Source organism: Pseudomonas oryzagri (genome assembly GCF_020831405.1).
Taxonomy (GTDB): domain Bacteria; phylum Pseudomonadota; class Gammaproteobacteria; order Pseudomonadales; family Pseudomonadaceae; genus Geopseudomonas; species Geopseudomonas oryzagri.
Genome location: NZ_JAJHPU010000025.1, coordinates 40204 through 63637 on the forward strand (window position 1 = coordinate 40204; position 23434 = coordinate 63637).

The following is a 23434-nucleotide window of genomic DNA, read 5'->3' on the forward strand; positions in this document are numbered from 1 at the left end:
ATCCCATGATGAAAGGTGGCATGGCCGCGCTGATGAAGCAGGCGCAGCAGATGCAGGAAAAGATGCAGAAGATACAGGAGGAGCTGGCCAACGCCGAGGTGACCGGCCAGTCCGGGGCCGGCCTGGTGAGCGTGGTGATGACCGGCCGCCATGACGTCAAGCGCGTCACTCTGGATGACAGCCTGATGCAGGAAGACAAGGAAGTGCTCGAGGACCTGATCGCCGCCGCGGTGAACGATGCGGTGCGCAAGATCGAGCAGAACAATCAGGACAAGATGGCCGGCATGACCGCCGGCATGCAGCTGCCGCCCGGCTTCAAGATGCCGTTCTAAGCTGCCCGCACTCTGATGGGTGGGTTGGCCGCGCAGCGGCATAACCCACCGTCGGAGTCAGGCCGGGCGGCGAGTCGCGCCATCCGGCAGTCCTTCCTTCTCCCGTCCGTTTTCCCCGGTAGTCTCATGAGTTTCAGCCCCCTGATTCGCCAGTTGATCGATGCCCTGCGCATCCTGCCCGGAGTCGGCCAGAAGACCGCCCAGCGCATGGCGCTGCACCTGCTCGAGCGGGATCGCAGCGGCGGCCTGCGTCTGGCCCAGGCGCTGACGCGAGCGATGGAGGGGGTCGGCTACTGCCGGCAGTGTCGCACGCTCAGCGAAGACGAGCTGTGCCCGCAGTGCGTCGATCCACGCCGTGACGATAGTTTGCTCTGCGTGGTGGAGGGGCCGCTGGATGTGTTCGCCATCGAGCAGACCGGCTATCGCGGCCGCTATTTCGTCCTCAAGGGGCATCTGTCGCCGCTGGACGGTCTGGGGCCGGAGGCCATCGGCATCCCCGAACTGGAAGAGCGCGTCGCGCAGGGAAGCTTCAGCGAAGTGATCCTCGCCACCAACCCGACGGTGGAGGGGGAGGCGACCGCCCACTACATCGCCCAGCTGCTGGCGCCGCAGGGCCTCAAGGTGTCGCGTATCGCCCACGGCGTGCCGCTGGGCGGCGAACTGGAGCTGGTCGATGGTGGCACCCTGGCGCATGCCATGGCCGGCCGGCGGCAATTCGACCTGTAACGCTGCCATTGAAACGACAACGCCCGCCCCGGTTACCCGGCGCGGGCGTTGTTTCAGGCGGAATTGCTGATCGTCAGCCTTCCATGCGACCACCGGCCAGACCGCACAGCTCCACCGAGTCGAGGATCTGCACTTCCTTGCCGTCAGCCTGCAGCAGGCCGTTCTGCTGGAAGCGGGTGAACACGCGGGAGACCGTTTCCACGGCCAGGCCCAGGTAATTGCCGATCTCGCTGCGCGACATGGCCAGGCGGAACTGGTTGGCCGAATAGCCGCGGGCACGGAATCGCGCGGACAAGTTGACCAGGAAGGTGGCGATGCGCTCGTCGGCGGTCTTCTTCGACAGCAGCAGCATCATCTGCTGGTCGTCGCGGATTTCCCGGCTCATCAGGCGCATCAGCTGGCGCCGCAGCTGCGGCAGTTGCACCGACAGCTCGTCGAGCTTCTCGTAGGGGATCTCACACAGCGAGGTGGTCTCCAGCGCCTGCGCGGAGACCGGATAGGCCTCGGCATCCATGCCGGACATGCCGACCAGCTCGCTGGGCAGGTGGAAACCGGTGATCTGTTCCTCGCCGCCGTCGGTGACGCTGAAGGTCTTCAGCGCGCCGGTGCGCACGGCGAATACGGAGGTAAAGCTGTCGCCCTGACGGAACAGGAACTCGCCCTTCTTCAGCGGTCGCCCGCGCTTGACGATATTGTCGAGCGCGTTGATGTCTTCCATGTTCAGGGACAGCGGCAGGCAAAGAGGGGAGAGGCTGCATTCCTTGCAGTGCGCCTGGGGCAGGTTGCGCACCTTGATATTGTCTTGGCCGGCGGTCATATCGAGCTACTACCTACGCGAAGTTTGTGCGCAAGGTTACCCCAGCACGCCGGCGGCTGCCAATGTGTGACAACGAACATGAATCTCAGATGACTCGCGAGAAGCGCTGGGTGTTGAGCATCGGCAGGTAGCGGTCGAACAGCATGCACACCGAGCGCACCAGCAGGCGTCCGGCGGCGGTGACGTCGATACCCTTGTCGTCGAGGCGGATCAGGCCGTCGCCGGCGAAACGCTGCAGTTCCGGCCACACATCCTTGAAGTAGCCGCGGAAGTCGATGTTGAAGCGTTCCTCGATATCGGCGAAGTCCAGCTTGAAATGGCAGATCAGTTGCTGGATCACCGCGCGGCGAATGCGGTCGTCGCCATCGCAATGCAGGCCGCGGCGGGTGGCCAGCTGGTGGTTGTCCAGGCTGCCCTGGTAGGCGGCGATATCGCTGGTGTTCTGGCAGTACAGGTCGCCGATCTGGCTGATCGAGGAAACCCCCAGGCCGATCAGATCGCAGTAGCCGTGCGTGGTGTAGCCCTGGAAGTTGCGTTGCAGGGTGCCTTCCTCCTGGGCGATGGCCAGTTCGTCGTCGGGCAGGGCGAAGTGATCCATGCCGATATAGCGATAGCCGGCGGCGGCCAACTGCTCGATGGTGCGTTGCAGCATCTCCAGCTTTTCGCCGGGGCTGGGCAGGTCCTCGACATTGATGCGTCGCTGCGGCGGGAAGCGGTCCGGCAGATGGGCGTAGTTGAACACCGACAGGCGATCCGGCTGCATGGCGATGACTTCGTCCACGGTGCGCGCGAAGGACTTGGCGTTCTGCAGCGGCAGGCCGTAGATCAGGTCGATGTTGATCGAACGGAACTGCAGGGTGTGCGCCGCCTCGACGATCGAGCGGGTTTCCTCGGGGCTCTGCATGCGGTTGACCGCGCGCTGCACGGCGGGATCGAAATCCTGTACGCCGAGGCTGACACGGTTGAAACCGATGTCGCGCAGCAGGCCCATGGTGGTCCAGTCCGCCTCGCGTGGGTCGATCTCGATGCTGTAGTCGCCGGTATCGTCGTCCAGCAGGTGGAAGTGCTGGCGCAGGCCGGCCATCAGCTGGCGCAGTTCGTCATGACTGAGGAACGTCGGCGTGCCGCCGCCGAAGTGCAGCTGCTCGACCTCCTGGCTGGGGTCGAGGTGGCGGCTGACCTGTTCGATCTCCTGTAGCAGGCGCTGCAGGTAGGGTGCGCTGCGTCCGCGGTCCTTGGTGATGACCTTGTTGCAGGCGCAGTAGTAGCAGATGTGCGCGCAGAACGGCAGGTGCACGTACAGCGACAGCGGCCGCTTGGCCTGGGCGCTGCTGCGCAGGGCCTGGATCAGGTCGAAGGGGCTGACACCGTCGTGAAACTGCACGGCGGTAGGGTAGGAGGTATAACGCGGCCCCGCCACATCGTAGCGGCGAATCAGATCGGTATCCCAACGAATGGCGTCGAGCATGCGGTGGCCCTGCAGAATAAGACTTATGGCCAAGTCTAGGAGCCGGCGCGCCGAGGGGTGTTGACCTGTATCAAGCGCTCTAGTGGGCGTGCTGCTCGCTGCCGTGGCCCATCAGCCATGCCTGGTGGGGGCCTGGCAGCGTCCACAGGCCGAACAGGATGACCAGCAGGCCGCCGGCGATGCGCACGCCCTGGCGGCGCAGCAGCGCGGTCAGGCGCTCGGCGGCCAGGCCGGTGGCGAGCAGCACCGGCAGGGTGCCGAGGCCGAAGGCCAGCATCAGCAGCGCGCTGTCGAGGGCATCGCCCTGGCTGGCGGCCCATAGCAGGGTGCTGTAGACCAGGCCGCAGGGCAGCCAACCCCACAGGGCGCCGAGCAGCAGTGCGCGTGGCGCATTGCGCACCGGCAGCAGGCCGCGGGCCAGCGGCTGGATGCGCCTCCAGAGCAGACGGCCGGCAGCTTCGATGCGGGTCAGGCCGCTCCACCAGCCGGCCAGGTACAGCCCCATGACAATCAGCAGCAGACCGGCGACCACGCGCAGCACGGCAGCCGCCGGGCTGTTGGCCAGCGCCCAGCCGGCGGCGCCGAGGAGCAGGCCGGCCATGCCGTAGGAGGCGATGCGGCCTAGGTTGTAGGCCAGCAGCAGCTGCAGGCGGCGCTGGCGCTGTTCGGCGGGAATGGCCAGAGTCAGCGCGCCCATCAGGCCACCGCACATGCCGATGCAGTGGCCGCCGCCGAGCAGGCCGAGGATCAGGGCGGACAGCAGCAGCGGCAGCAGGTCAGCCACGCGGCGGCTCCCGGTCGGTCGGCTGGTCCTGGCCATCGGTCGGCTTGGCGCTGGCCTCGTCGATCCCGGCCTGGTGCTGGGGATCCTCGTCGTCGAACAGGATGCTGTGCGCCGGGCTGTCGAGATCGTCGTACTGACCGTTGTCGACGGCCCAGAAGAACATCCAGATGGCCAGGGCGACCAGCACGACGGCAACCGGGATCAGCAAATAGAGGGCGGACATGATGACCTCCGGGTCAGGTGCGGCTGGTGACCAGGTTTTCGGGAGCGTGGCCGATGGCGGTCGCCACCGGCTGGCTGCTGCCGCTCACCCGGCTGAGGCGCAGGGCGTTGACCACCACCACCAGCGAGCTGGCCGACATGCCGATGGCCGCCCAGCCGGGAGTGATCCAGCCGAGCGCGGCGAACGGCAGCACCAGACCATTGTACAGACAGGCCCAGGCGAGGTTCTCGACGATGATGCGGCGGGTGCGCCGCGCCACCTGCAGAGCCTGCACCAGGCTGTCCAGGCGATTGGATAGCAGCACGGCATCGGCACTGGTCTTGGCCAGGTCGGTGGCGCTGCCCATGGCCACGCTGATATCGGCGCCGGCCAATACCGGGACATCGTTGACGCCGTCGCCGAGCATCAGCACCCGATGGCCCTGATGGTGCAGCTCGCGCAGCACGGCGAGCTTGTCGTCCGGCGTCTGGCCACCGCGGGCGTCGCTGATGCCCAGTTCGGCAGCGACGCTGGCGACCATCGGCGAGCTGTCGCCGGAGAGCAGCAGGATCTGCCAGTCTCGGCTGCGCGCGGTATCGATCAGCAGGCGGGCGTCGCCGCGCAGACGGTCGTCGAGGCAGAACCAGGCGAGCGCGCCCTGTTCGTCGCCGAGCAGCAGCCATTGGCCGGGCTCGTCGGGCATGGCGGGTGCCGGCTGGCCGGCGAGCTGACCGACGAAGTCGGCCGCGCCGATACGTAGGCGGCGGCCGTCGACGCGGCCTTCGAGACCCTTGCCGGGTTCGCTGTGTACCTCGTCGGCAGCGCGCGGGGCGCGGCCGAAGGCGCGCGCGATCGGATGCTCCGAGCGATTTTCCAGGGCGGCGGCCAGGCTCAGGCAGGCCTGGCCATCCAGCTCGCGCAGCACGCGAATCTCGCGCAGGGTCAGGCGGCCCTCGGTGAGGGTACCGGTCTTGTCGACGATCAGGGTGTCGATCTGGTTGAGGCTCTCCAGCACGTGGCCGCGGGTGACCAGCAGGCCGAGTTTGTGCAGGCTGCCGGTGGCGGTGGTCAGCGCGGTCGGGGTGGCCAGCGACAAGGCGCAGGGGCAGGTGGCGACCAGCAGGGCGAGGACGATCCAGAATGCCCGTTCGCTGTCGATCTGCCACCAGAGCAGGCCGACCACGACGGCAACCAGCAGCACGGCGATCAGGAACCACTGCGCTACCCGGTCGGCGAGCTGGGCGAGGCGTGGCTTGTCGGTCTGCGCGCGCTCGAGCAGGCGGACGATGGCGGACAGGCGGGTGTCGTCGCCCAGCGCCTCGACCTGCAGGGTCAGCGGGCCCTCGACGTTGAGCGTGCCGCCAGTGACGCGCTGGCCGACGACGCGCGGCTGCGGCAGGTACTCGCCGGTGAGCAGCGATTCGTCGATGCTCGACTGACCGGCGAGGATCAGCGCATCGGCGGGGATCACCGCGCCCGGCGGCACCAGCACGCGGTCGCCGACCTTGAGCTCGCTGAGCAGGATGCGCTGGCTGTGCTCCTGCGCGTCGAGGCGCAGGCAGGAGGCCGGTAGCAGGTTGACCAGCTGGGCGGTGACCTGGGCGGTGCGCTCGCGGGCGCGCCGCTCGAGGTAGCGGCCGGCGAGCAGGAACAGGGCGAACATGCCCACCGCGTCGAAGTACAGCTCGCCCGTGCCGGTGACGGTCGACCACAGGCCGGCGACGTAGGCTCCGCCGATGGCCAGCGACACCGAGACGTCCATGGTCAGGTGACGGGTTCGCAGGTCGCGCAGGGCGCCGCGGAAGAACTGTCCGCAGCAATAGAAGACGATGGGCGTGGTCAGCAACAGGCTGGTCCAGCGCAGGATGCCATCGAAGCTGGCGCTGAGGTCGAGGTTGAATTCCGGCCAGGTCGCCATGGCGGCCATCATCACCTGCATCCACAGCAGGCCGGCGACGCCGAGCTGGCGCAGGGCCAGGCGATTCTCGCGCTGCATCTGCTCGGCGGCGGCATCGGCCTGGTAGGGATGGGCGGCGTAGCCGATCCGGCGCAGTTCGGCGAGCAGCTGGCTGAGAGGCAGATGGCTGTCGTCCCAGCGCACCTGCAGGCGGTGGTTGGACAGGTTGAGGCTGGCCTGGCTGACGCCGGACAGTTTCTTGAGGTGGTGCTCGATCAGCCAGCCGCAGGCGGCGCAACTGATGCCTTCGATCAGCAGGCAGGTTTCCGCCTGCTCGCCGCTGTGCTGAACCAGTCCCTGCTGAACGTCGGTACGGTCGTACAGCGCCAGTTCATCGGCGAGGACCTTGGGCAGGGCTTCGGGGTTGGCGGCGGTCTCGCTGCGGTGGCGATAGTAGCTTTCCAGGCCGCCGGCGACGATGGCTTCGGCCACCGCCTGGCAGCCGGGGCAGCACATGTCGCGTGATTCGCCGAGGATGTGGGCGTGATACGGGCTGCCCTCGGGAACGGGCAGCCCGCAGTGGAAGCAGGGCAGGGGAGTGGCCATGACGAAGGGCGTCAGGGCGCCAGACTGATCGAGCGACGGTCTTCCAGGACGAACTCGTCGAACAGCCGCCAGTCCTTGCCGCCCTCCTGGCCGATCAGCTCGACGAAGCGGCGGCCGCTCACCGCGTCCTGCATCTGGCCGCGGTACAGGCCGTGCTCGCCGCCCACCGGCTGGAGAATGACGCGACGGTCGCGTTCCGGCTGGGTCGGTGAAATCAGGTTGAGGACCAGCTGCGCCGGCTGACTGATACCGGTCAGACGCAGCTCGGCGGTGCCGCTCTGTTCGTCGAGGGTGAGGGTCGCCTGCATCCCCAGGCGCGCAGCCAGTTGCTCGCGTTCGAGCGACTGGTTGATGCCCTTGCCGACGTCATAGTAGTTGTCGGCCACCAGGGTATCGGCCGTGCGCACGGAGACGATCACCAGGCCCACGCCGAGAATCACGGCGAAGGCCAGAATGGCGATGATGAACCAGGCCCAGAACTGCTTGTACCAACGGGTGGTGATCTCGGGCTGTTGCATGTTCTTTCTCTACTCTCAGCGGACGCTGGGGCCGATGAAGCGGCTTTCGGCGTCGAAGGTCTTGCCGGGGAGGTCGGCGGCCTGAATTGTAAAGAGAATCTCATTGGTACTGGAAGGCAGCTGTTCCGGCTCGATGGACAGCTCGATCGGTACCGAGATCACTTCACCCGCCGCTGCCTTCACTTCGCGCTGGCCTTCGAGGGCCAGGCCGTCGAGGCCTTCCACGGCGATGGTATAGACGTGCTCGCGCTGGTCCTTGTTCATGATGCGCAGGGTATAGACGTTCTCGATGCGGCCTTGCTCGTTCTCGCGATAGAGCACGCGGTCCTTGAGTACGTCGAGTTCGGCGAGGGGGCGCATCACCAGTGCGGCGGCGAAGGCGGCCATCATCACCAGCAGGGCGATGGCGTAGCCGATCAGGCGCGGACGGACGATCTGGGTCTTGTGGCCATTGAGGTTGTGCTCGGTGGTATAGCCGACCAGACCACGCGGGTAGCCCATCTTGTCCATGATGCTGTCACAGGCGTCGACGCAGGCGGCGCAGCCGATGCAGGCGATCTGCAGGCCGTTGCGGATGTCGATGCCGGTCGGGCAGACATGCACGCACATCTTGCAATCGATGCAGTCGCCCAGGCCCTGGGCCTTGTAGTCGGCACCTTTCTTGCGCGGACCGCGGTTCTCGCCACGGCTGGCGTCGTAGGAGACGATCAGGGTGTCCTTGTCGAACATCACGCTCTGGAAGCGCGAGTAGGGGCACATGTGGATGCACACCTGTTCGCGTAGCCAGCCGGCGTTGCCGTAGGTGGCCAGGGTGAAGAAGCCGACCCAGAACAGTGCCCAACCCTCGAGGTTGAAGGTGAACAGATCGACCACCAATTGGCGGATCGGGGTGAAGTAGCCGACGAAGGTCAGTGCGGTGAGCAGTGCCACGCCCAGCCAGATGGCGTGCTTGGCGGTCTTGCGCAGGAACTTCGCGCCGCTCATCGGCTGCTTGTCGAGCTTCATGCGCTGGTTGCGGTCCCCCTCGGTGACCTTTTCCGCCCACATGAATACCCAGGTCCACACGCTCTGCGGGCAGGTGTAGCCGCACCACACGCGGCCGGCGAACACGGTGATGAAGAACAGGCCGAAGGCGCAGATGATCAGCAGCCAGGACAACAGCATGAAGTCCTGCGGCCAGAAGGTGGCGCCGAAGATGTAGAACTTGCGCTCCGGCAGGTTCCACCAGACCGCCTGACGGTCGCCCCAGTTGATCCAGGCAGTGCCGAAGAACAGGAGAAAGAGGAAGGCCCCGCTGACCAGGCGGATGTTGCGGAACAGGCCGGTGAAGGCCTTGGTGTAGATCTGTTCGCGCTTGGCGTAGAGGTCGACACTTTCGCCTTTCTTGGCAGGGAAGGCAGGGGGTGTTACGTCCTGAACGGGGATCTTGTCGCTCATCGGGCTCTACCACAGCAGGGGGAGTGGGAACCGCGGGCGGTAAGGGCCGTCCGGGGTCATTTCACTTTTTCTGCAATGGTACGCCTAATGACGTTCTGCTGCATGCGACGGGTGGTCGCGCGATTCCGTGCAAGTCGCCGAGGTCAATGACGAGGCAGATGGGCGAGGGTTTTCGCCAGGCAATGCACCAATGAAAACGCCGCTTTCCGGAGACCGGAAAGCGGCGTTTGTACCGCGGAATGACTTACTGCTGCGGGGCCTTCTGCGACAGGCTGTAGACGTAGGCGGCCAGCAGGTGCACCTTGTCGTTGCCGAGCAGTTCGGTCTGGGCCGGCATGTGGCCCTGGCGACCGAAGCGGATGGTCTGCTGCAGCTGGGGCAGGCTGGAGCCGTAGATCCAGCCGGTGCTGGCGGTCAGGTCCGGGGCGCCCATCATCGGGGTGCCCTTGCCGGCCGGGCCGTGGCAGGCGACGCAGTTGGTAGCGAAGATCTTCTGGCCGGCGGCGACGTCGGCATCATGACCTTCCGGCAGCTTGAGACCGGCCAGCTCGCCACGCACGTAGGCGGCGACGTTCTTCACGCCCACTTCGCCGAGGACTTCGCCCCAGGCCGGCATCATGCCGTGACGACCACCGAGGATGGTGGTCTTGATGGTGTCGGCCTCGCCGCCCCAGCGCCAGTGGCTGTCGGTCAGGTTCGGGAAACCATAGGCACCCTTGGCGTCGGAGCCGTGGCAGACGGAGCAGTTGGAGGCGAACAGACGGCCGCCCATCTTCAGGGCCTGCGCGTCCTTAGCCACCTCGGCCACCGGCATGGCAGCGTACTTGGCGTACAGCGGGCCGTACTGGCCGTCGGCGCGGGCCATTTCCTTCTTCCACTGGTTCACGCCGGTCCAGCCTTCCTCGTAACCCGGCAGGACGCCTTTCCAGTTGCCCAGGCCCGGGTAGAGCACCAAGTAGCCGAGGGCGAACACCACGGTGCCGACGAACAGCAGGAACCACCACTTGGGCAGCGGGTTGTCATACTCCTCGATGCCGTCGAACGAGTGCCCGACGGTCTGATCCGTGGTGTCCTGACGCTGGCCCTTGCGGGTCGCGAACAGCAGCCACGTCAGCGCCACTATGGTGCCGAGGCTTAGTACGGTGACGTACCAATTCCAGAAACTGGTCATTCGTGCTTACTCCTAGAAGCTTCTTCTTCACGCTTTTCGGATTTGGGCTCGTCGGCAAAGGGCAGGTTGGCCGCTTCGTCGAAATTCTTCTTGCGCCTGCCGCTGAATACCCACAGCAGCAGGCCGACGAAGGCGATCAGCACGACGGCTGTGCCCAATCCACGCAGAGTCCCGATATCCATGGCGCGTTACCGTTTGTTCTTGATGCTGGTGCCGAGGACCTGCAGGTACGCGACCAGGGCGTCCATTTCGGTCTTGCCCTTGACCGCGTCGCGGGCACCTTCGATGTCGGCATCGGTGTACGGCACGCCCAGGGTGCGCATGGCTTGCAGCTTGGCGGCGGTGTCCTGGCCGGTCAGCTTGTTCTCCACCAGCCACGGGTAGGAGGGCATCTTCGACTCGGGCACCACGTTGCGCGGGTTGTACAGGTGGGCGCGGTGCCAGTCGTCGGAGTAGCGGCCGCCGACGCGGGCCAGGTCCGGACCGGTACGCTTGGAACCCCACAGGAAGGGATGGTCCCAGACGCTCTCGCCGGCAACGGAGTAGTGGCCGTAGCGCTCGGTTTCGGCGCGGAACGGACGCACCATCTGCGAGTGGCAGCTCACGCAGCCTTCCTTGATGTAGACGTCGCGACCTTCCAGCTGCAGGGCGGTGTAGGGCTTCATGCCCTCCACCGGGGTGTTGACCACGTCCTGGAAGAACAGCGGGACGATCTGGGTCAGGCCGCCGATGCTGACGGCGAGCACCATCAGCAGGGTCATCAGACCGATGTTCTTCTCGACAATGTCATGATTCTTCATCAGTGGGCTCCTTGAACCACGAACTGCTCGGCAGCGGTCATTTCAGAGGCCTTGGCCACGCGCACGGTGCGCCAGGTGTTGTAGGCCATCAGCAGCATGCCGGTGACGAAGAAGGCACCGCCGATCATGCGCACGATGAAGCCCGGATGGCTGGCTTCGAGGGCTTCGACGAACGAGTAGGTCAGGGTGCCGTCCTCGTTGACCGCGCGCCACATCAGGCCCTGGGTGATGCCGTTGACCCACATGGAGGCGATGTACAGCACGGTGCCGATGGTGGCCAGCCAGAAGTGGGCGTTGATCAGGCCGATGCTGTGCATTTCCTTGCGACCGAACACCTTCGGCAGCAGGTGGTAGATGGAGCCGATGGACACCATGGCGACCCAGCCGAGGGCGCCGGCGTGCACGTGGCCGATGGTCCAGTCGGTGTAGTGGGACAGGGCGTTGACGGTCTTGATGGCCATCATCGGGCCTTCGAAGGTGGACATGCCGTAGAAGGCCAGGGAAACCACCAGGAAGCGCAGGATCGGGTCATGGCGCAGTTTGTGCCAGGCACCGGAGAGGGTCATCATGCCGTTGATCATGCCGCCCCAGCTCGGTGCGAGCAGGATGACGGACATCACCATGCCCAGGGACTGGGCCCAGTCGGGCAGGGCGGTGTAGTGCAGGTGGTGCGGGCCGGCCCAGATGTACAGGGTGATCAGCGCCCAGAAGTGGACGATGGACAGGCGGTAGGAGTAGACCGGACGCTCGGCCTGCTTGGGCACGAAGTAGTACATCATGCCGAGGAAGCCGGTGGTCAGGAAGAAGCCCACGGCGTTGTGGCCGTACCACCACTGCACCATGGCGTCGGTGGCGCCGGAATACAGCGAGTAGGACTTGAACAGGCTGACCGGGATCTCCATGTTATTGACGATGTGCAGCATCGCCGTCACCAGGATGAAGGCGCCGAAGAACCAGTTGCCCACGTAGATGTGCTTGGTCTTGCGCTTCAGGATGGTGCCGAAGAACACAACGGCGTAGGAAACCCAGACGATCGCCAGCAGAATGTCGATCGGCCACTCCAGCTCGGCGTACTCCTTGGAGGAGGTGAGACCTTGCGGCAGAGTCAGCACGGCCAGAACGATGACTGCTTGCCAACCCCAGAAGGTGAAGGCGGCGAGGGTGTCACTGAACAGGCGAGCCTGGTTGGTGCGCTGGACCACGTAGAAGGAGGTGGCCATCAGGGCGCAGCCGCCGAAGGCGAAGATCACCGCGTTGGTGTGCAGGGGGCGCAGGCGACCGAAGCTCATCCACGGCAGGTCGAAGTTCAGGCTCGGCCAGACGAGTTGGGCGGCGATCAGCACACCTAGACCCATCCCAATGACCCCCCAGATTACCGTCATGACGGCGAACTGGCGGACCACCTTGTAGTTATAAGCAGTCGGACTGATTGCTGTACTCATTTCAGGGGTTCCACGGTTATGGACTTTCGGGACAAAAAAACGGCGGCAAGTATGGAGAAAGGAGGGGGCCATTGCAACGCGAGCGCCTGTCAGTCAAGGGCTCGGCGGCATCGTGGCGGTACTTTTCACAGACCTGTCGACATTGTCGGTTGGGCGCGGAACGGTGTCTCGAAAGACGCCGCAAGGTGTGATGTCGCATTGTTTTTGTAACTGCGTACGACTTGGAGAGAGCTTAATCCCGCCAGGGGTGGCTGTGAAGAAAGCTTCGGGATAGGTGCGACACTCGGTCGCATAAAAGGAAGGGGAATTCGACGGAAGAAAGGATGGGGCCGCATTGCGCGGCCCCATCCTGTTTATTGCTGTTGCGGAGCCTTCTGCGACAGGCTGTACACATAAGCGGCCAGCAGGTGCACCTTGTCGTTGCCAAGGTAGGGCTCCTGGGCCGGCATCTGGCCCTGGCGGCCATTGCGGATGGTCTGCTGCAGCTGGCTCAGGCTGGAGCCGTAGATCCAGCCGGTGCTGGCGGTCAGATCCGGGGCGCCCATCATCGGGGTGCCCTTGCCGGCCGGGCCGTGGCAAGCGACGCAGTTGGCGGCGAAGATCTTCTGGCCGGCGGCGGCATCGCCTTCGGCGCCTTCCGGCTGCTTGAGGCCGGCCAGATCGCTGCGCACGTAGGCGGCGACGTTCTTCACGCCTTCCTCGCCGATAACGGCGCCCCATGCCGGCATCATGCCATGGCGACCACCGAGGATGGTGGTCTTGATGGTGTCGGCCTCGCCGCCCCAGCGCCAGTGGCTGTCGGTCAGGTTGGGGAAGCCGTAGCTGCCCTTGGCGTCGGAGCCGTGGCAGACGCCACAGTAGGAGGCGAACATGCGCGAGCCCATCTTCAGGGCTTGCGCATCCTTGGCCACCTCGGCCACCGGCATGGCGGCGTACTTGGCGAACAGCGGGCCGTACTCAGCATCGGCGCGATCCATCTCGCGTTTCCACTGGTTGACCTGGGTCCAGCCATTCTCGTAGCCCGGCAGGACGCCCTTCCAGTTGCCCAGGCCCGGGTAGAGCACCAGGTAGAGGGCGCCGAAAATCAGGGTGCCGATGAACAGCAGGAACCACCAGCGCGGCAGCGGGTTGTCGTACTCCTCGATGCCGTCGAAGGAGTGGCCCATGGTCTGGTCGGTGGTGTCCGGGCGCTGGCCCTTGCGGGTTGCGAAGATCAGCCACCACAGCACCACCAGGGTGCCGACGGTGAGCAGGGTGACGTAAAAACTCCAAAAGCCTGTCATGGATGCTTACTCCTGGCTAAGGCCGCGCATCAGCGCTTGTTCTTGATGCTGGTGCCGAGGACCTGCAGGTACGCGACCAGGGCGTCCATTTCGGTCTTGCCCTTGACCGCGTCGCGGGCACCTTCGATGTCGGCATCGGTGTACGGCACGCCCAGGGTGCGCATGGCTTGCAGCTTGGCGGCGGTGTCCTGGCCGGTCAGCTTGTTCTCCACCAGCCACGGGTAGGAGGGCATCTTCGACTCGGGCACCACGTTGCGCGGGTTGTACAGGTGGGCGCGGTGCCAGTCGTCGGAGTAGCGGCCGCCGACGCGGGCCAGGTCCGGACCGGTACGCTTGGAACCCCACAGGAAGGGGTGGTCCCAGACGCTCTCGCCGGCAACGGAGTAGTGGCCGTAGCGCTCGGTTTCGGCGCGGAACGGACGCACCATCTGCGAGTGGCAGCTCACGCAGCCTTCCTTGATGTAGACGTCGCGGCCTTCCAGCTGCAGGGCGGTGTAGGGCTTCATGCCCTCCACCGGGGTGTTGACCACGTCCTGGAAGAACAGCGGGACGATCTGGGTCAGGCCGCCGATGCTGACGGCGAGCACCATCAGCAGGGTCATCAGACCGATGTTCTTCTCGATGATTTCGTGCTTGTTCATCAATGGGCTCCTTGAACCACGAACTGCTCGGCAGCGGTCATTTCAGAGGCCTTGGCCACGCGCACGGTACGCCAGGTGTTGTAGGCCATCAGCAGCATGCCGAAGAGGAAGAAGGCACCGCCGATCATGCGCACGATGAAGCCCGGATGGCTGGCTTCGAGGGCTTCGACGAACGAGTAGGTCAGGGTGCCGTCCTCGTTGACCGCGCGCCACATCAGGCCCTGGGTGATGCCGTTGACCCACATCGAGGCGATGTACAGCACGGTGCCGATGGTGGCCAGCCAGAAGTGGGCGTTGATCAGGGCGGTGCTGTGCATTTCCTTGCGACCGAACACCTTCGGCAGCAGGTGATACAGCGAGCCGATGGACACCATCGCAACCCAGCCGAGGGCGCCGGCGTGCACGTGGCCGATGGTCCAGTCGGTGTAGTGGGACAGGGCGTTGACGGTCTTGATCGCCATCATCGGGCCTTCGAAGGTGGACATGCCGTAGAAGGCCAGGGAAACCACCAGGAAGCGCAGGATCGGGTCATGGCGCAGTTTGTGCCAGGCACCGGAGAGGGTCATCATGCCGTTGATCATGCCGCCCCAGCTCGGAGCCAGCAGGATGACGGACATCACCATGCCCAGGGACTGGGCCCAGTCGGGCAGGGCGGTGTAGTGCAGGTGGTGCGGGCCGGCCCAGATGTACAGGGTGATCAACGCCCAGAAGTGGACGATGGACAGGCGGTAGGAGTAGACCGGACGCTCGGCCTGCTTGGGCACGAAGTAGTACATCATGCCGAGGAAGCCGGTGGTCAGGAAGAAGCCCACGGCGTTGTGGCCGTACCACCACTGCACCATGGCGTCGGTGGCGCCGGAATACAGTGAGTAGGATTTGAGCAGGCCGATCGGCAGTTCCATGTTATTGACGATGTGCAGCATCGCCGTCACCAGGATGAAGGCGCCGAAGAACCAGTTGCCCACGTAGATGTGCTTGGTCTTGCGCTGCATCACGGTGCCGAAGAACACCACGGCGTAAGCCACCCACACCACGGCGATCAGGATATCGATCGGCCACTCCAGCTCGGCGTACTCCTTGGAGGAGGTGTAGCCCAGCGGCAGGGTGATGGCGGCGAGCAGGATCACCAGTTGCCAGCCCCAGAACACGAAGCTGGCCAGCGGACCGCCGAACAGGCGGGTCTGGCAGGTGCGTTGCACCGAGTAGAACGAAGTGGCGAACAGCGCGCAACCGCCGAAGGCGAAGATCACCGCGTTGGTGTGCAACGGTCGCAGGCGACCGAAGCTGGTCCATGGCAGGTCGAGGTTGAGCCCCGGCCATACCAGTTGCGCGGCGATGAATACGCCCGCCGCCATACCGACGATCCCCCAGATCACCGTCATGACGGCGAACTGGCGGACCACCTTATAGTTATAAGCAGTCCTGAGGTTTTCTGTGCTCATTTTCGAGGTTCCACGACTAATGGGCTTGATCGGAAAAAGATCAGCGTCAGCATGGATAAAGCGTCTTGGACAGATGTTGATACAAATCAACACCCTAAGGGGAGTGGGGGTATTCCTGTGAGTTTTTCCGAGCTTTTGTGGTCAGGGCCGGTCGGTGAGGCGCGCTGCGGCCTGATTCTTGCTCACGGAGCCGGGGCGCCGATGGACAGTCCGTTCATGAGCGAAATGGCGGCGCTGCTGGGCGAGTCGGGGATACGCGTGGTGCGCTTCGAGTTCCCGTATATGGCAGTCCGTCGTCGCGAGGGCGGCAAGCGTCCGCCCAATCCGCAGGCCCAACTGCTCGACTGCTGGCGCGCGGTGTGGCGCGAGGTGAACGAACGCGAGCCGGGCGCCTGGGCGGTGGGCGGCAAGTCGATGGGCGGACGCATGGCCAGCATGCTGGCCGATGAATTGGGCGCGCAGGCGCTGGTCTGCCTCGGCTATCCCTTTCATGCCGCCGGCAAGCCGGAGCAGCCGCGGGTGGCGCATCTGGCTGCGCTGAGCACTCCGACCCTGATCGTGCAGGGAGAGCGGGACGCGCTGGGCAATCGCGAAGAGGTGGCCGGATATCTACTGTCGCCGGCGATCCGTCTGCTCTGGCTGGCGGCCGCCGACCACGACCTCAAGCCGCTCAAGGCCTCGGGGTTCACCCATGCCCAGCACCTGCGCAGCGCCGCCAGCGCGATCGCCGATTTTCTCGGTTGATTCGCCAGGTGTAGGTGGTTGGGCGGATCCACCAGCCGGGGTGGCGGAAGGTCTACGCGGGAATCGCTGGCCGAGCCGGGCCGCTCGGTTGGCCGTCGCGGCGCTTTGCGCGACAATGCCGGCCTGTCTCGCGGAGTCCCCTCATGTCCCAGCAACCCGATGCCATTCTCGACGCCACCGGTCTCAATTGCCCCGAGCCGGTGATGATGCTGCACAACAAGGTGCGCGACCTGCCGGCCGGGGGGCTGCTCAAGGTGATCGCCACCGACCCCTCGACCCGCCGCGACATCCCCAAGTTCTGCATCTTTCTCGGCCATGAGCTGCTCGAGCAGCAGGAAGAGGCCGGCACCTACCTGTACTGGATCCGCAAGAAGGCGGACTGACCGTGCAGTAAGAAGCAAAAGAAAAGGCGCCGTTGGCGCCTTTTCTTTTCGCGGGAATTCAGCACTTGCCCTTGGGATGGCTGCACCCGCCGCCTCCACCCGAACCGCCGGTGGCACTGCTGACGCTGCCGCTGACCGTCCGCTTGCCGGCCTTGAGATTCAGGCTGGCGCTGACAGCGGCGCTACCGTTGGCGGTCGTGATTGTCTGGGTCACCGTGTAGATCCCCGTGGCCGCATAGGTGTGGCCGGGAGCGGTCCCCGCGCCGTCGGCCGAACTGTCGCCCCACTGCCAGCGATAGCTCAGGGTGCCTTCGCCGCTGCCCGCGGCGGTGAAGGCGCAGACCAGACCCATGCAGCTATAGCTGAAGGCAGCTACCGGCGGCGTTCCCCCGCCGCCCGTCGTGCTGATGTCGTTGCGCAGTGCGGCGGCCAGGTCGAGCCGGCCGTTGGCCGTCCAGCTCAAAAGGTTCTGGGCGTTGGCGCCGACCTTGGCGGCGTTCTGCTCCAGACGCAGGCGCACCGCGTGGTTGCAAGGCATGTCGGCGTAGCGGCAGCTGGCCGCGGCACGTGACGCGCCGCTCGGCAGGCGCGTGTACAGGTCGTCCCACACCAGTGCGGCAGCGCCGGCAACCAGAGGTGCGGCCATCGAGGTGCCGCTCCACCAGTCCACGCAACTGTCGCTGGCGTCGGGCAGGCCGCAGTTGGCACTGGGCAGGATGCCGATGATGTCCTGCCCCGGCGCCGCCAGCGACACCCAGTGGTCGGTGGCGCGGCTGTAGGTCGAGAAGCTGGCCCGATCGTCCTCATGGTTGGAGGCGGCGACCGACAGCACGGTCGACTTGCCCTGTGCGTCGGTGCAGGCCGCCGGGTAGGTGCGCGTCGTATCGCCGTTGTTGCCGGCGGCGGCGATCACCAGCACGCCGCGGTCGCGGGCGACCGCGATGGCTTCGCACTCGGCGCTGGAGGCGTCGGTCTGGGTGATCTCGCCGCTGACCGGGTCGATCAGGTCGCTGGCGTAGCTCATGGTGATGACCTGGTATTGGCTGCGAACCAAGTTGCCGTTGGCGTATTGGTCGGCGGAGGCCTGGAGGATCGCGGTGCTCGATCCGGAGACCGGGCACAGGCCGACTTCGTAGAGGAAAAACCCGTCGGTCACCAACTCCAGATAGCAAACCTTGAATATGCCGGCGCCGGTGTTCCAGCCGACCCCGGCGACGCCTTCGCTGTTGTTGGTGTTGGCGACCGCCTCGCCGGCGACGAAGGTGCCGTGGCCATAGTTGTCGCAGGCCGGCGCGTTGGCCGCACAGGTGTCCAGACCGGAGCCAGGGGCGGCGCCCACCAGGTTGACTTGCTCCAGGCACTTGCCGAGCAGGTCGGGGATGCTGCAGTCGGCGCCGCTGTCGAGCACAGCGACCTTCGGCTTGTCGTAGGCGGTCAGGTCACCGCTCTTGCCGATGCTCAGGTCCCAGGCCTCCGGGGCGTTGATGTCGGCGTTGGGCGTGCCGCTGGTGACCTCGAGGCTCGCGCCGAGGATCGTCTGGTTGACGAACATGTGGTTCTGCCCGCTGTTGTGCAGATACCACTGCTCGGCGAAGTAGTCGGCACCGCCTGCCAGGGTGGGCCCGGGCTCTTCGCGCGGTATCCGCAGCAGGCGGTAATAGTCGGGCTCGGCGTACAGCACGTTGGGGTTGCCCCGATAGGCTGCGATGCTCGCCTCGACCGTGCCGGTCGGCACCTGCATGACCTGCACGCCGATCTCCGGCAGCTCGCGCAGCAGGGTCGCCCGGGCGTTGCGATGATCGGCGGCGATTTCGCTGGCGGCGGTGCCGGGCTTGAACTTGACCAGCACGCGGTCGGGCGCGTAGCGGGGGAGGTCGAGCTGGGCGGGGGCCGGCGGCGCGGCGAAGAGGTTGCTGGCGCCCAGCAGCAGCGCCAGGACGATCGACAGTGTCCGTAGGGGGTTCACGAAACGCCCTCCCGTGGGGTGGGATGGTCGGGCCCGTTACGACGGCATGGAACGCGGCAAGGCGTCCGCCACGCGAGCGGGGGACGCCTTCAGGTTAGGTGAGGCCACTGGGGTGTTCGTAATGCTGATGTTGCGCTGTCATGCCGATCTGACAGCCGGCAGTACCGGTGTTTCAGGGAGTTGTCAGACGCACCAGGTGGATGTGCCGCCGCGCGCTGCGCTGCAGGCGCACACCGAGCAGCAGCGCGGCGCAGCTCAGCCCCACCACCAGCCCCTGCCAGAGCCCGGCCGGGCCGCTCGGCGAGCCGAACAGGCCGCTGAGACCGAGGCCGTAGCCGATCGGCAGGCCGATGCCCCAGTAGGCCAGCAGGGTGATCAGCATGGTCGCCCGGGTGTCCTGGTAGCCACGCAGCGCGCCGGCGGCGGTGACCTGGATGGCGTCGGAGAACTGGAACAGCGCCGAATACACCAGCAGCGCGCCGGCCACCGCCACCACCTCGGCGTCCGGGGTGTACAGGCGGGCGATATCGCCGCGCAGCAGCACGATCAGGCTGGCCGAGCAGCACGCGTAGGCCAGTGCGGTGGCCATCGCCACCCCGGCGGAAAAGCGCGCATCGCGCGGTGCGCCGCGGCCCAGCGCCTGGCCGACCCGCACCGTGGCGGCCATCGCCAGGGAGTAGGGAATCATGAACACCATCGACGAGAAGTTCAGGGCGACCTGGTGGCCGGCCACCACGCTGGCGCCCAGGCTGCCGATCAGCAGAGCGATCACCGAAAAGATGCTCGCCTCGGCGAAGATGGCCACGCCGATCGGCAGGCCGATGGCCAGCAGCTCGCGGATCGCCGGCCAGTGCGGCAGCTCCAGGTGTTCGAACAACCGGCTGGAGCGGTAGGCCGGCGCCCAGTGCACCCACCACAGCATGGCGGCGAACATGAAGTACATCACCAGGGCGGTGGCCCAGCCGCAGCCGACCCCGCCCAGCGCCGGCAGGCCGAACTTGCCGTAGATCAGCACGTAGTTGGCCGGGATGTTCAGCAGCAGGCCGACGATGCCGATCACCATGCTCGGCCGGGTACTGCCCAGGCCATCGCTGAAGCCGCGCAGCACCTGGTACAGCGCCAGCGCCGGGAAGCCCAGCGCTATCGCCTGCAGATAACCCATGGTGGTGGTGCGCAGCGAATCTTCGACCTGCATCAGCACCAGCACCGGCTCGGCGCTCATCAGCAGGGCGGTGGCCAGCAGGCCGATGGCCAGGCCCAGCCACAGCGCCTGGCGGACCAGCGGGCCGATCAGCGCGTAGGTGCCGGCGCCGACCTTGCGCGCCACCTTGGCGGTGGTGGCCATCAGGATGCCGTTCATCAGCAACAGCACCGGGATCCAGATCGAGTTGCCCAGCGCCACCGCGGCCAGGTCGCGCGGGCCGACCCGGCCGGCCATCAGGGCGTCGACGAAGCCCATGGCGGTATTGGCCAGCTGGGCGACGATGATCGGCCCGGCCAGGGCGAGCAGGGCCTTGACTTCATCGAGACTGCGCTGGAAGCGGGAGGGGGCGGCGAGAGCAGGCGGGAAGGACATCGTGGACCTCGACAAACAGCGCGCCAGTCTACGCTGTGCACCGAAATGGTGCCAGTTAGGGGCCGCGTCGAATCCGCTGATCGGGTAAAGTGGCGCCACTCGACGATCTTCCTTGGACCTCCCCATGCGCCTGCTGGCCGACGAAAACATTCCGCTGCTCGACCCCTTCTTCGCCTCCTTCGGCACGATCCGCCGCCAGGCCGGCCGCGCCATCGACCGCGCCGCGGTGATGGACGCCGACGCGCTGCTGGTGCGCTCGGTGACCCGGGTCGACCGCGCGCTGCTGGAGGGCAGCGCGGTGAAATTCGTCGGCACCTGCACCATCGGCACCGACCACCTGGACCTCGACTGGTTCGCCGAGGCCGGCATCGCCTGGTCCAGCGCGCCGGGCTGCAACGCCCGCGGAGTGGTCGACTACGTGCTGGGCGCGCTGTTCGCGCTCGCCGAGCGGCGCGGCGCCGAGCTGACCCAGCGGACCTACGGGGTGGTCGGCGCCGGCCAGGTCGGCGGACGGCTGGTCGAGGTGCTGCGCGGCCTGGGCTGGCAGGTGCTGGTCTGCGATCCGCCGCGCCAGGCGCGCGAGGGCGGCGATTTCGTCGACCTCGAGGAAATCCTGCAACGCTGCGACGTGATCAGCCTGCACACGCCGCTGACCCGCGAGGGCGACGACGCCACCTGGCACCTGCTGGATGGCGAGCGCCTGGCGCGCCTGAAACCCGGCTGCTGGCTGATCAACGCCAGCCGCGGCGCGGTGATCGACAACGCGGCGCTCAAGGCGCACCTGCTGGCCGGCGTTGATCTCGAGGTGGTGCTGGACGTCTGGGAGGGCGAGCCGCAGGTCGATCCCGACCTGGCCGCGCTGTGCCTGCTGGCCACCCCGCATATCGCCGGCTACAGCCTGGATGGCAAGCTGCGCGGCACCGAGCAGATCTACCGGGCGTTCTGCGCGTGGCAGGGCATCGCTCCCACGGTCGGCCTGGACCAACTGCTGCCGCCGGCCTGGCTGGGCGAACTGAGCCTGCACGAGCAGACCGATCCGGCCTGGGCGCTGGCCACCGTGTGCCGCGCGGTCTACGACCCGCGCGGCGACGATGCCGCCTTCCGGCGCAGCCTGCTGGGCGATGCCGAGGCGCGCCGCGCCGGCTTCGACGCCCTGCGCAAGCACTACCCGCCGCGCCGCGAGCTGCCGGGGCTGACGGTACGGGTGCCGGCGGCTGCGCCGGACCTGCGCCGCCTGCTGGCGGCGCTGGGGGTGAAGCTGGACTGACTCAGCAGAAGCGGCGCTGGCGCGCCTGCTTCTCGAGCTGGCGGCAGGCCTGCAGGATCATCCGTTCGGTGATGGGGACTTCCCGGCCCTGCGCGTCGATGATCGCGCCCAGATGGGCATGGCGCAGCTGCTGCACGGTGCGCTCGCGGCGGAGTTCGGTGGGTTGTTGCGGGTGCATGGCGGTCGCTCCTGATCTGCCTGTTGCAGGCAGTCTAGGCGCGCCGGGTTAAGCGCGGATGACAGTCGCCAGACGTGACAAGGCCCGGTCGCCGGGGGCGGTCGGGCCTTGGCTGGAGCGGATCAGTTCTTGGCGATCAGGTTGCCGGCGTGCAGGCCGCACTCCTTGTGAGTCGCCTCTTCCCACCACCAGCGGCCCTCGCGCTCGTGCTGGTTGGGCAGCACCGGACGGGTGCAGGGTTCGCAGCCGATGCTGATGTAGCCCTGCTCGTGCAGCGGGTTGTAGGGAATCTCCAGCATGCGGATGTAGCCCCACACCTCCTCGCTGGTCATGTTGGCCAGCGGATTGAACTTGTACAGCGGCTTCTCGGCGGTGGAGAAGGCGCCGTCCAGTTCCAGCACGGCGACCTTGCCGCGGGTGCCGGGGCTCTGGTCGCGGCGCTGGCCGGTGGCCCAGGCGTTCACGCCGGCCAGCTTGCGCTTGAGCGGCTCGATCTTGCGGATGCCGCAGCATTCGCCGTGGCCGTCCTTGTAGAAGCTGAACAGGCCCTTCTCGCGCACCAGCGGCTCGAGCAGGCGCGGATCGGGAGAGAGCACCTCGATGGCGATGCCGTAGTGCTCGCGTACCTGCTCGATGAAGCGATAGGTCTGCGCGTGCAGGCGGCCGGTGTCGAGGCTGAACACCTTGACGTTCTTGTTCAGCTTCCAGGCCATGTCCACCAGCACCACGTCCTCGGCGCCGCTGAAGGAGATCCACAGATCGTCGCCAAAGTGTTCGAAGGCGAGCTTGAGCACCTCCTGCGGGGATTTGTCGGCATAGGCGGCCGCCAGGGCGGCAACATCGAAGGTCTGGCTCATCGGGGTGTCCGGTAGATTCGTGGGCGTATTGCGTGGCGCGATGGTAACAGCTCGGCGTTTATGCGTAGAAATAACCAAATTACGATATTCAGCCGCAAGAATGGAATATGGAGCCCGCGCTCGGCGCACTGCCGGCCCCACGCGCGGCGGCGCGTCGACGAGTGCCGCGTTGCGCCCCGGCGGCCAAGTCGCTAGAGTGCCGCCTCCTTTCTTGGCCGAATAATTGAGGAGTGCCCTGTGGAAATCGCCTGCCTTGATCTCGAGGGCGTACTGGTCCCGGAAATCTGGATCGCCTTCGCCGAAAAAACCGGAATCGACGCGCTCAAGGCGACCACCCGCGACATTCCCGACTACGACGTGCTGATGAAGCAGCGCATGCGCATCCTCGACGAGCACGGCCTCAAGCTGCGCGACATCCAGGAAGTGATCGCCACCCTCAAGCCGCTGGACGGCGCGGTGGAGTTCGTCGACTGGCTGCGCGAGCGCTTCCAGGTGGTGATCCTCTCCGACACCTTCTACGAGTTCTCCCAGCCGCTGATGCGTCAGCTCGGCTTCCCGACCCTGCTGTGCCACCGCCTGATCACCGACGACACCGACCGCGTGGTGGACTACCAGCTGCGCCAGAAGGATCCCAAGCGCCAGTCGGTGATCGCCCTGAAGAGCCTGTACTACCGCGTGATCGCCGCCGGCGACTCGTACAACGACACCACCATGCTCTCCGAGGCACACGCCGGCATCCTGTTCCACGCGCCGGACAACGTGATCCGCGAGTTCCCGCAATTCCCGGCGGTGCACACCTACGAAGACCTCAAGCGCGAGTTCATCAAGGCGTCCAACCGCGAGCTGAGCCTGTAAGCGCTGCGCTGTCGTTGTAGCGACCGAGGCCCGCCATGTGCG

24 protein-coding genes are annotated in these 23434 nt (G+C 66.2%); 6 read left to right on the forward strand and 18 right to left on the reverse strand.

The genetic code is table 11. The features are described 5' to 3' along the window. Positions 1–5 precede the first annotated feature (5 nt). Positions 6–332, forward strand: coding sequence for a YbaB/EbfC family nucleoid-associated protein (locus tag LMJ29_RS10020; protein WP_229605378.1), 327 nt, complete (start codon positions 6–8; stop codon positions 330–332). A gap of 126 nt (positions 333–458) precedes the next feature. Then, a complete protein-coding gene (recR, locus tag LMJ29_RS10025) occupies positions 459–1058 on the forward strand; it encodes a recombination mediator RecR (protein WP_229605379.1) in 600 nt (199 codons plus the stop codon). Positions 1059–1131: 73 nt separating this feature from the next. Here recR and fnr read toward each other — a convergent pair whose 3' ends face one another. From fnr to ccoN (LMJ29_RS10095), 14 genes are all read right to left on the reverse strand, one after another. Beyond that, positions 1132–1875: a fumarate/nitrate reduction transcriptional regulator Fnr gene (fnr, locus tag LMJ29_RS10030; protein WP_229605380.1), complete on the reverse strand. Its 744-nt coding sequence runs from the start codon at positions 1873–1875 to the stop codon at positions 1132–1134. 85 nt (positions 1876–1960) lie between these two features. Further along, positions 1961–3343, reverse strand: coding sequence for an oxygen-independent coproporphyrinogen III oxidase (gene hemN / locus LMJ29_RS10035; RefSeq protein ID WP_229605381.1), 1383 nt, complete (start codon positions 3341–3343; stop codon positions 1961–1963). Positions 3344–3422: 79 nt separating this feature from the next. Beyond that, positions 3423–4127: a sulfite exporter TauE/SafE family protein gene (locus LMJ29_RS10040; protein ID WP_229605382.1), complete on the reverse strand. Its 705-nt coding sequence runs from the start codon at positions 4125–4127 to the stop codon at positions 3423–3425. Then, positions 4120–4350 (reverse strand): cbb3-type cytochrome oxidase assembly protein CcoS, encoded by a 231-nt coding sequence (ccoS, locus tag LMJ29_RS10045; protein WP_229605383.1) that lies wholly within the window; start codon positions 4348–4350, stop codon positions 4120–4122. The genes LMJ29_RS10040 and ccoS overlap by 8 nt, the downstream gene beginning before the upstream one ends. A gap of 13 nt (positions 4351–4363) precedes the next feature. Continuing rightward, the gene (locus LMJ29_RS10050; protein WP_229605384.1) at positions 4364–6832 is read right to left on the reverse strand and encodes a heavy metal translocating P-type ATPase; all 2469 of its coding nucleotides are present in this window, start codon (positions 6830–6832) and stop codon (positions 4364–4366) included. A gap of 11 nt (positions 6833–6843) precedes the next feature. Next, the gene (locus LMJ29_RS10055) at positions 6844–7350 is read right to left on the reverse strand and encodes a FixH family protein (protein ID WP_229605385.1); all 507 of its coding nucleotides are present in this window, start codon (positions 7348–7350) and stop codon (positions 6844–6846) included. A gap of 15 nt (positions 7351–7365) precedes the next feature. Further along, positions 7366–8787, reverse strand: a complete 1422-nt coding sequence (gene ccoG / locus LMJ29_RS10060; protein WP_229605386.1) for a cytochrome c oxidase accessory protein CcoG — start codon at positions 8785–8787, stop codon at positions 7366–7368. 244 nt (positions 8788–9031) lie between these two features. Next, on the reverse strand, positions 9032–9958 hold the full coding sequence (gene ccoP, locus LMJ29_RS10065; protein WP_229605387.1) for a cytochrome-c oxidase, cbb3-type subunit III: 927 nt from the start codon (positions 9956–9958) through the stop codon (positions 9032–9034). Then, entirely contained in the window at positions 9955–10140 is a 186-nt protein-coding gene (locus tag LMJ29_RS10070) for a cbb3-type cytochrome oxidase subunit 3 (RefSeq protein WP_229605388.1), read from the reverse strand. Before LMJ29_RS10070 ends, ccoP (LMJ29_RS10065) begins: the two co-directional genes overlap by 4 nt. A 6-nt stretch (positions 10141–10146) precedes the next feature. Then, positions 10147–10758, reverse strand: coding sequence for a cytochrome-c oxidase, cbb3-type subunit II (ccoO, locus tag LMJ29_RS10075; RefSeq protein ID WP_229605389.1), 612 nt, complete (start codon positions 10756–10758; stop codon positions 10147–10149). Then, on the reverse strand, positions 10758–12200 hold the full coding sequence (ccoN, locus tag LMJ29_RS10080) for a cytochrome-c oxidase, cbb3-type subunit I (RefSeq protein ID WP_229605390.1): 1443 nt from the start codon (positions 12198–12200) through the stop codon (positions 10758–10760). Before ccoN (LMJ29_RS10080) ends, ccoO (LMJ29_RS10075) begins: the two co-directional genes overlap by 1 nt. 353 nt (positions 12201–12553) lie before the next feature. Then, positions 12554–13483, reverse strand: a complete 930-nt coding sequence (ccoP, locus tag LMJ29_RS10085; RefSeq protein ID WP_229605391.1) for a cytochrome-c oxidase, cbb3-type subunit III — start codon at positions 13481–13483, stop codon at positions 12554–12556. 29 nt (positions 13484–13512) lie between these two features. After that, positions 13513–14124, reverse strand: coding sequence for a cytochrome-c oxidase, cbb3-type subunit II (ccoO, locus tag LMJ29_RS10090; RefSeq protein WP_229605392.1), 612 nt, complete (start codon positions 14122–14124; stop codon positions 13513–13515). Next, positions 14124–15566, reverse strand: a complete 1443-nt coding sequence (gene ccoN, locus LMJ29_RS10095; protein ID WP_229605393.1) for a cytochrome-c oxidase, cbb3-type subunit I — start codon at positions 15564–15566, stop codon at positions 14124–14126. Before ccoN (LMJ29_RS10095) ends, ccoO (LMJ29_RS10090) begins: the two co-directional genes overlap by 1 nt. A 51-nt stretch (positions 15567–15617) precedes the next feature. Between ccoN (LMJ29_RS10095) and LMJ29_RS10100 the strand changes: the two genes are divergently transcribed. Together LMJ29_RS10100 and tusA are read left to right on the forward strand one after the other, a co-directional pair. After that, positions 15618–16310 (forward strand): alpha/beta family hydrolase, encoded by a 693-nt coding sequence (locus LMJ29_RS10100; RefSeq protein ID WP_229605394.1) that lies wholly within the window; start codon positions 15618–15620, stop codon positions 16308–16310. A gap of 143 nt (positions 16311–16453) precedes the next feature. Further along, positions 16454–16693 (forward strand): sulfurtransferase TusA, encoded by a 240-nt coding sequence (tusA, locus tag LMJ29_RS10105; protein WP_229605395.1) that lies wholly within the window; start codon positions 16454–16456, stop codon positions 16691–16693. 58 nt (positions 16694–16751) lie between these two features. Here tusA and LMJ29_RS10110 read toward each other — a convergent pair whose 3' ends face one another. Both LMJ29_RS10110 and LMJ29_RS10115 read right to left on the reverse strand, forming a co-directional pair. After that, positions 16752–18659 carry a S8 family serine peptidase gene (locus LMJ29_RS10110; RefSeq protein WP_229605396.1) on the reverse strand — a complete coding sequence of 636 codons (1908 nt, stop codon included), beginning with the start codon at positions 18657–18659 and terminating at the stop codon, positions 16752–16754. 172 nt (positions 18660–18831) lie between these two features. Next, the gene (locus LMJ29_RS10115) at positions 18832–20235 is read right to left on the reverse strand and encodes an MATE family efflux transporter (protein ID WP_229605397.1); all 1404 of its coding nucleotides are present in this window, start codon (positions 20233–20235) and stop codon (positions 18832–18834) included. Positions 20236–20359: 124 nt separating this feature from the next. Between LMJ29_RS10115 and pdxB the strand changes: the two genes are divergently transcribed. Beyond that, a complete protein-coding gene (gene pdxB, locus LMJ29_RS10120) occupies positions 20360–21502 on the forward strand; it encodes a 4-phosphoerythronate dehydrogenase PdxB (RefSeq protein ID WP_229605398.1) in 1143 nt (380 codons plus the stop codon). A gap of 1 nt (position 21503) precedes the next feature. On the opposite strand, the gene LMJ29_RS10125 is transcribed toward pdxB, so the two are convergent. Further along, the gene (locus LMJ29_RS10125) at positions 21504–21680 is read right to left on the reverse strand and encodes a PA1571 family protein (protein WP_229605399.1); all 177 of its coding nucleotides are present in this window, start codon (positions 21678–21680) and stop codon (positions 21504–21506) included. A gap of 122 nt (positions 21681–21802) precedes the next feature. Further along, positions 21803–22537: a phosphoadenylyl-sulfate reductase gene (locus LMJ29_RS10130; protein ID WP_229605400.1), complete on the reverse strand. Its 735-nt coding sequence runs from the start codon at positions 22535–22537 to the stop codon at positions 21803–21805. 237 nt (positions 22538–22774) lie between these two features. On the opposite strand from LMJ29_RS10130, the gene thrH reads away from it, so the two are divergent. Then, entirely contained in the window at positions 22775–23392 is a 618-nt protein-coding gene (gene thrH / locus LMJ29_RS10135; RefSeq protein WP_229605401.1) for a bifunctional phosphoserine phosphatase/homoserine phosphotransferase ThrH, read from the forward strand. Positions 23393–23434: the final 42 nt, after the last annotated feature.

Coding starts and splice junctions, on each gene's coding strand:
- LMJ29_RS10020 (WP_229605378.1), top strand. CDS start 6: ATGATGAAAGGTGGCATGGCCGCGCTGATGAAGCAGGCGCAGCAGATG.
- recR (WP_229605379.1), top strand. CDS start 459: ATGAGTTTCAGCCCCCTGATTCGCCAGTTGATCGATGCCCTGCGCATC.
- fnr (WP_229605380.1), bottom strand. CDS start 1,875: ATGACCGCCGGCCAAGACAATATCAAGGTGCGCAACCTGCCCCAGGCG.
- hemN (WP_229605381.1), bottom strand. CDS start 3,343: ATGCTCGACGCCATTCGTTGGGATACCGATCTGATTCGCCGCTACGAT.
- ccoS (WP_229605383.1), bottom strand. CDS start 4,350: ATGTCCGCCCTCTATTTGCTGATCCCGGTTGCCGTCGTGCTGGTCGCC.
- LMJ29_RS10050 (WP_229605384.1), bottom strand. CDS start 6,832: ATGGCCACTCCCCTGCCCTGCTTCCACTGCGGGCTGCCCGTTCCCGAG.
- LMJ29_RS10055 (WP_229605385.1), bottom strand. CDS start 7,350: ATGCAACAGCCCGAGATCACCACCCGTTGGTACAAGCAGTTCTGGGCC.
- ccoG (WP_229605386.1), bottom strand. CDS start 8,787: ATGAGCGACAAGATCCCCGTTCAGGACGTAACACCCCCTGCCTTCCCT.
- ccoP (WP_229605387.1), bottom strand. CDS start 9,958: ATGACCAGTTTCTGGAATTGGTACGTCACCGTACTAAGCCTCGGCACC.
- LMJ29_RS10070 (WP_229605388.1), bottom strand. CDS start 10,140: ATGGATATCGGGACTCTGCGTGGATTGGGCACAGCCGTCGTGCTGATC.
- ccoO (WP_229605389.1), bottom strand. CDS start 10,758: ATGAAGAATCATGACATTGTCGAGAAGAACATCGGTCTGATGACCCTG.
- ccoN (WP_229605390.1), bottom strand. CDS start 12,200: ATGAGTACAGCAATCAGTCCGACTGCTTATAACTACAAGGTGGTCCGC.
- ccoP (WP_229605391.1), bottom strand. CDS start 13,483: ATGACAGGCTTTTGGAGTTTTTACGTCACCCTGCTCACCGTCGGCACC.
- ccoO (WP_229605392.1), bottom strand. CDS start 14,124: ATGAACAAGCACGAAATCATCGAGAAGAACATCGGTCTGATGACCCTG.
- ccoN (WP_229605393.1), bottom strand. CDS start 15,566: ATGAGCACAGAAAACCTCAGGACTGCTTATAACTATAAGGTGGTCCGC.
- LMJ29_RS10100 (WP_229605394.1), top strand. CDS start 15,618: ATGGATAAAGCGTCTTGGACAGATGTTGATACAAATCAACACCCTAAG.
- tusA (WP_229605395.1), top strand. CDS start 16,454: ATGTCCCAGCAACCCGATGCCATTCTCGACGCCACCGGTCTCAATTGC.
- LMJ29_RS10115 (WP_229605397.1), bottom strand. CDS start 20,235: ATGTCCTTCCCGCCTGCTCTCGCCGCCCCCTCCCGCTTCCAGCGCAGT.
- pdxB (WP_229605398.1), top strand. CDS start 20,360: ATGCGCCTGCTGGCCGACGAAAACATTCCGCTGCTCGACCCCTTCTTC.
- LMJ29_RS10125 (WP_229605399.1), bottom strand. CDS start 21,680: ATGCACCCGCAACAACCCACCGAACTCCGCCGCGAGCGCACCGTGCAG.
- LMJ29_RS10130 (WP_229605400.1), bottom strand. CDS start 22,537: ATGAGCCAGACCTTCGATGTTGCCGCCCTGGCGGCCGCCTATGCCGAC.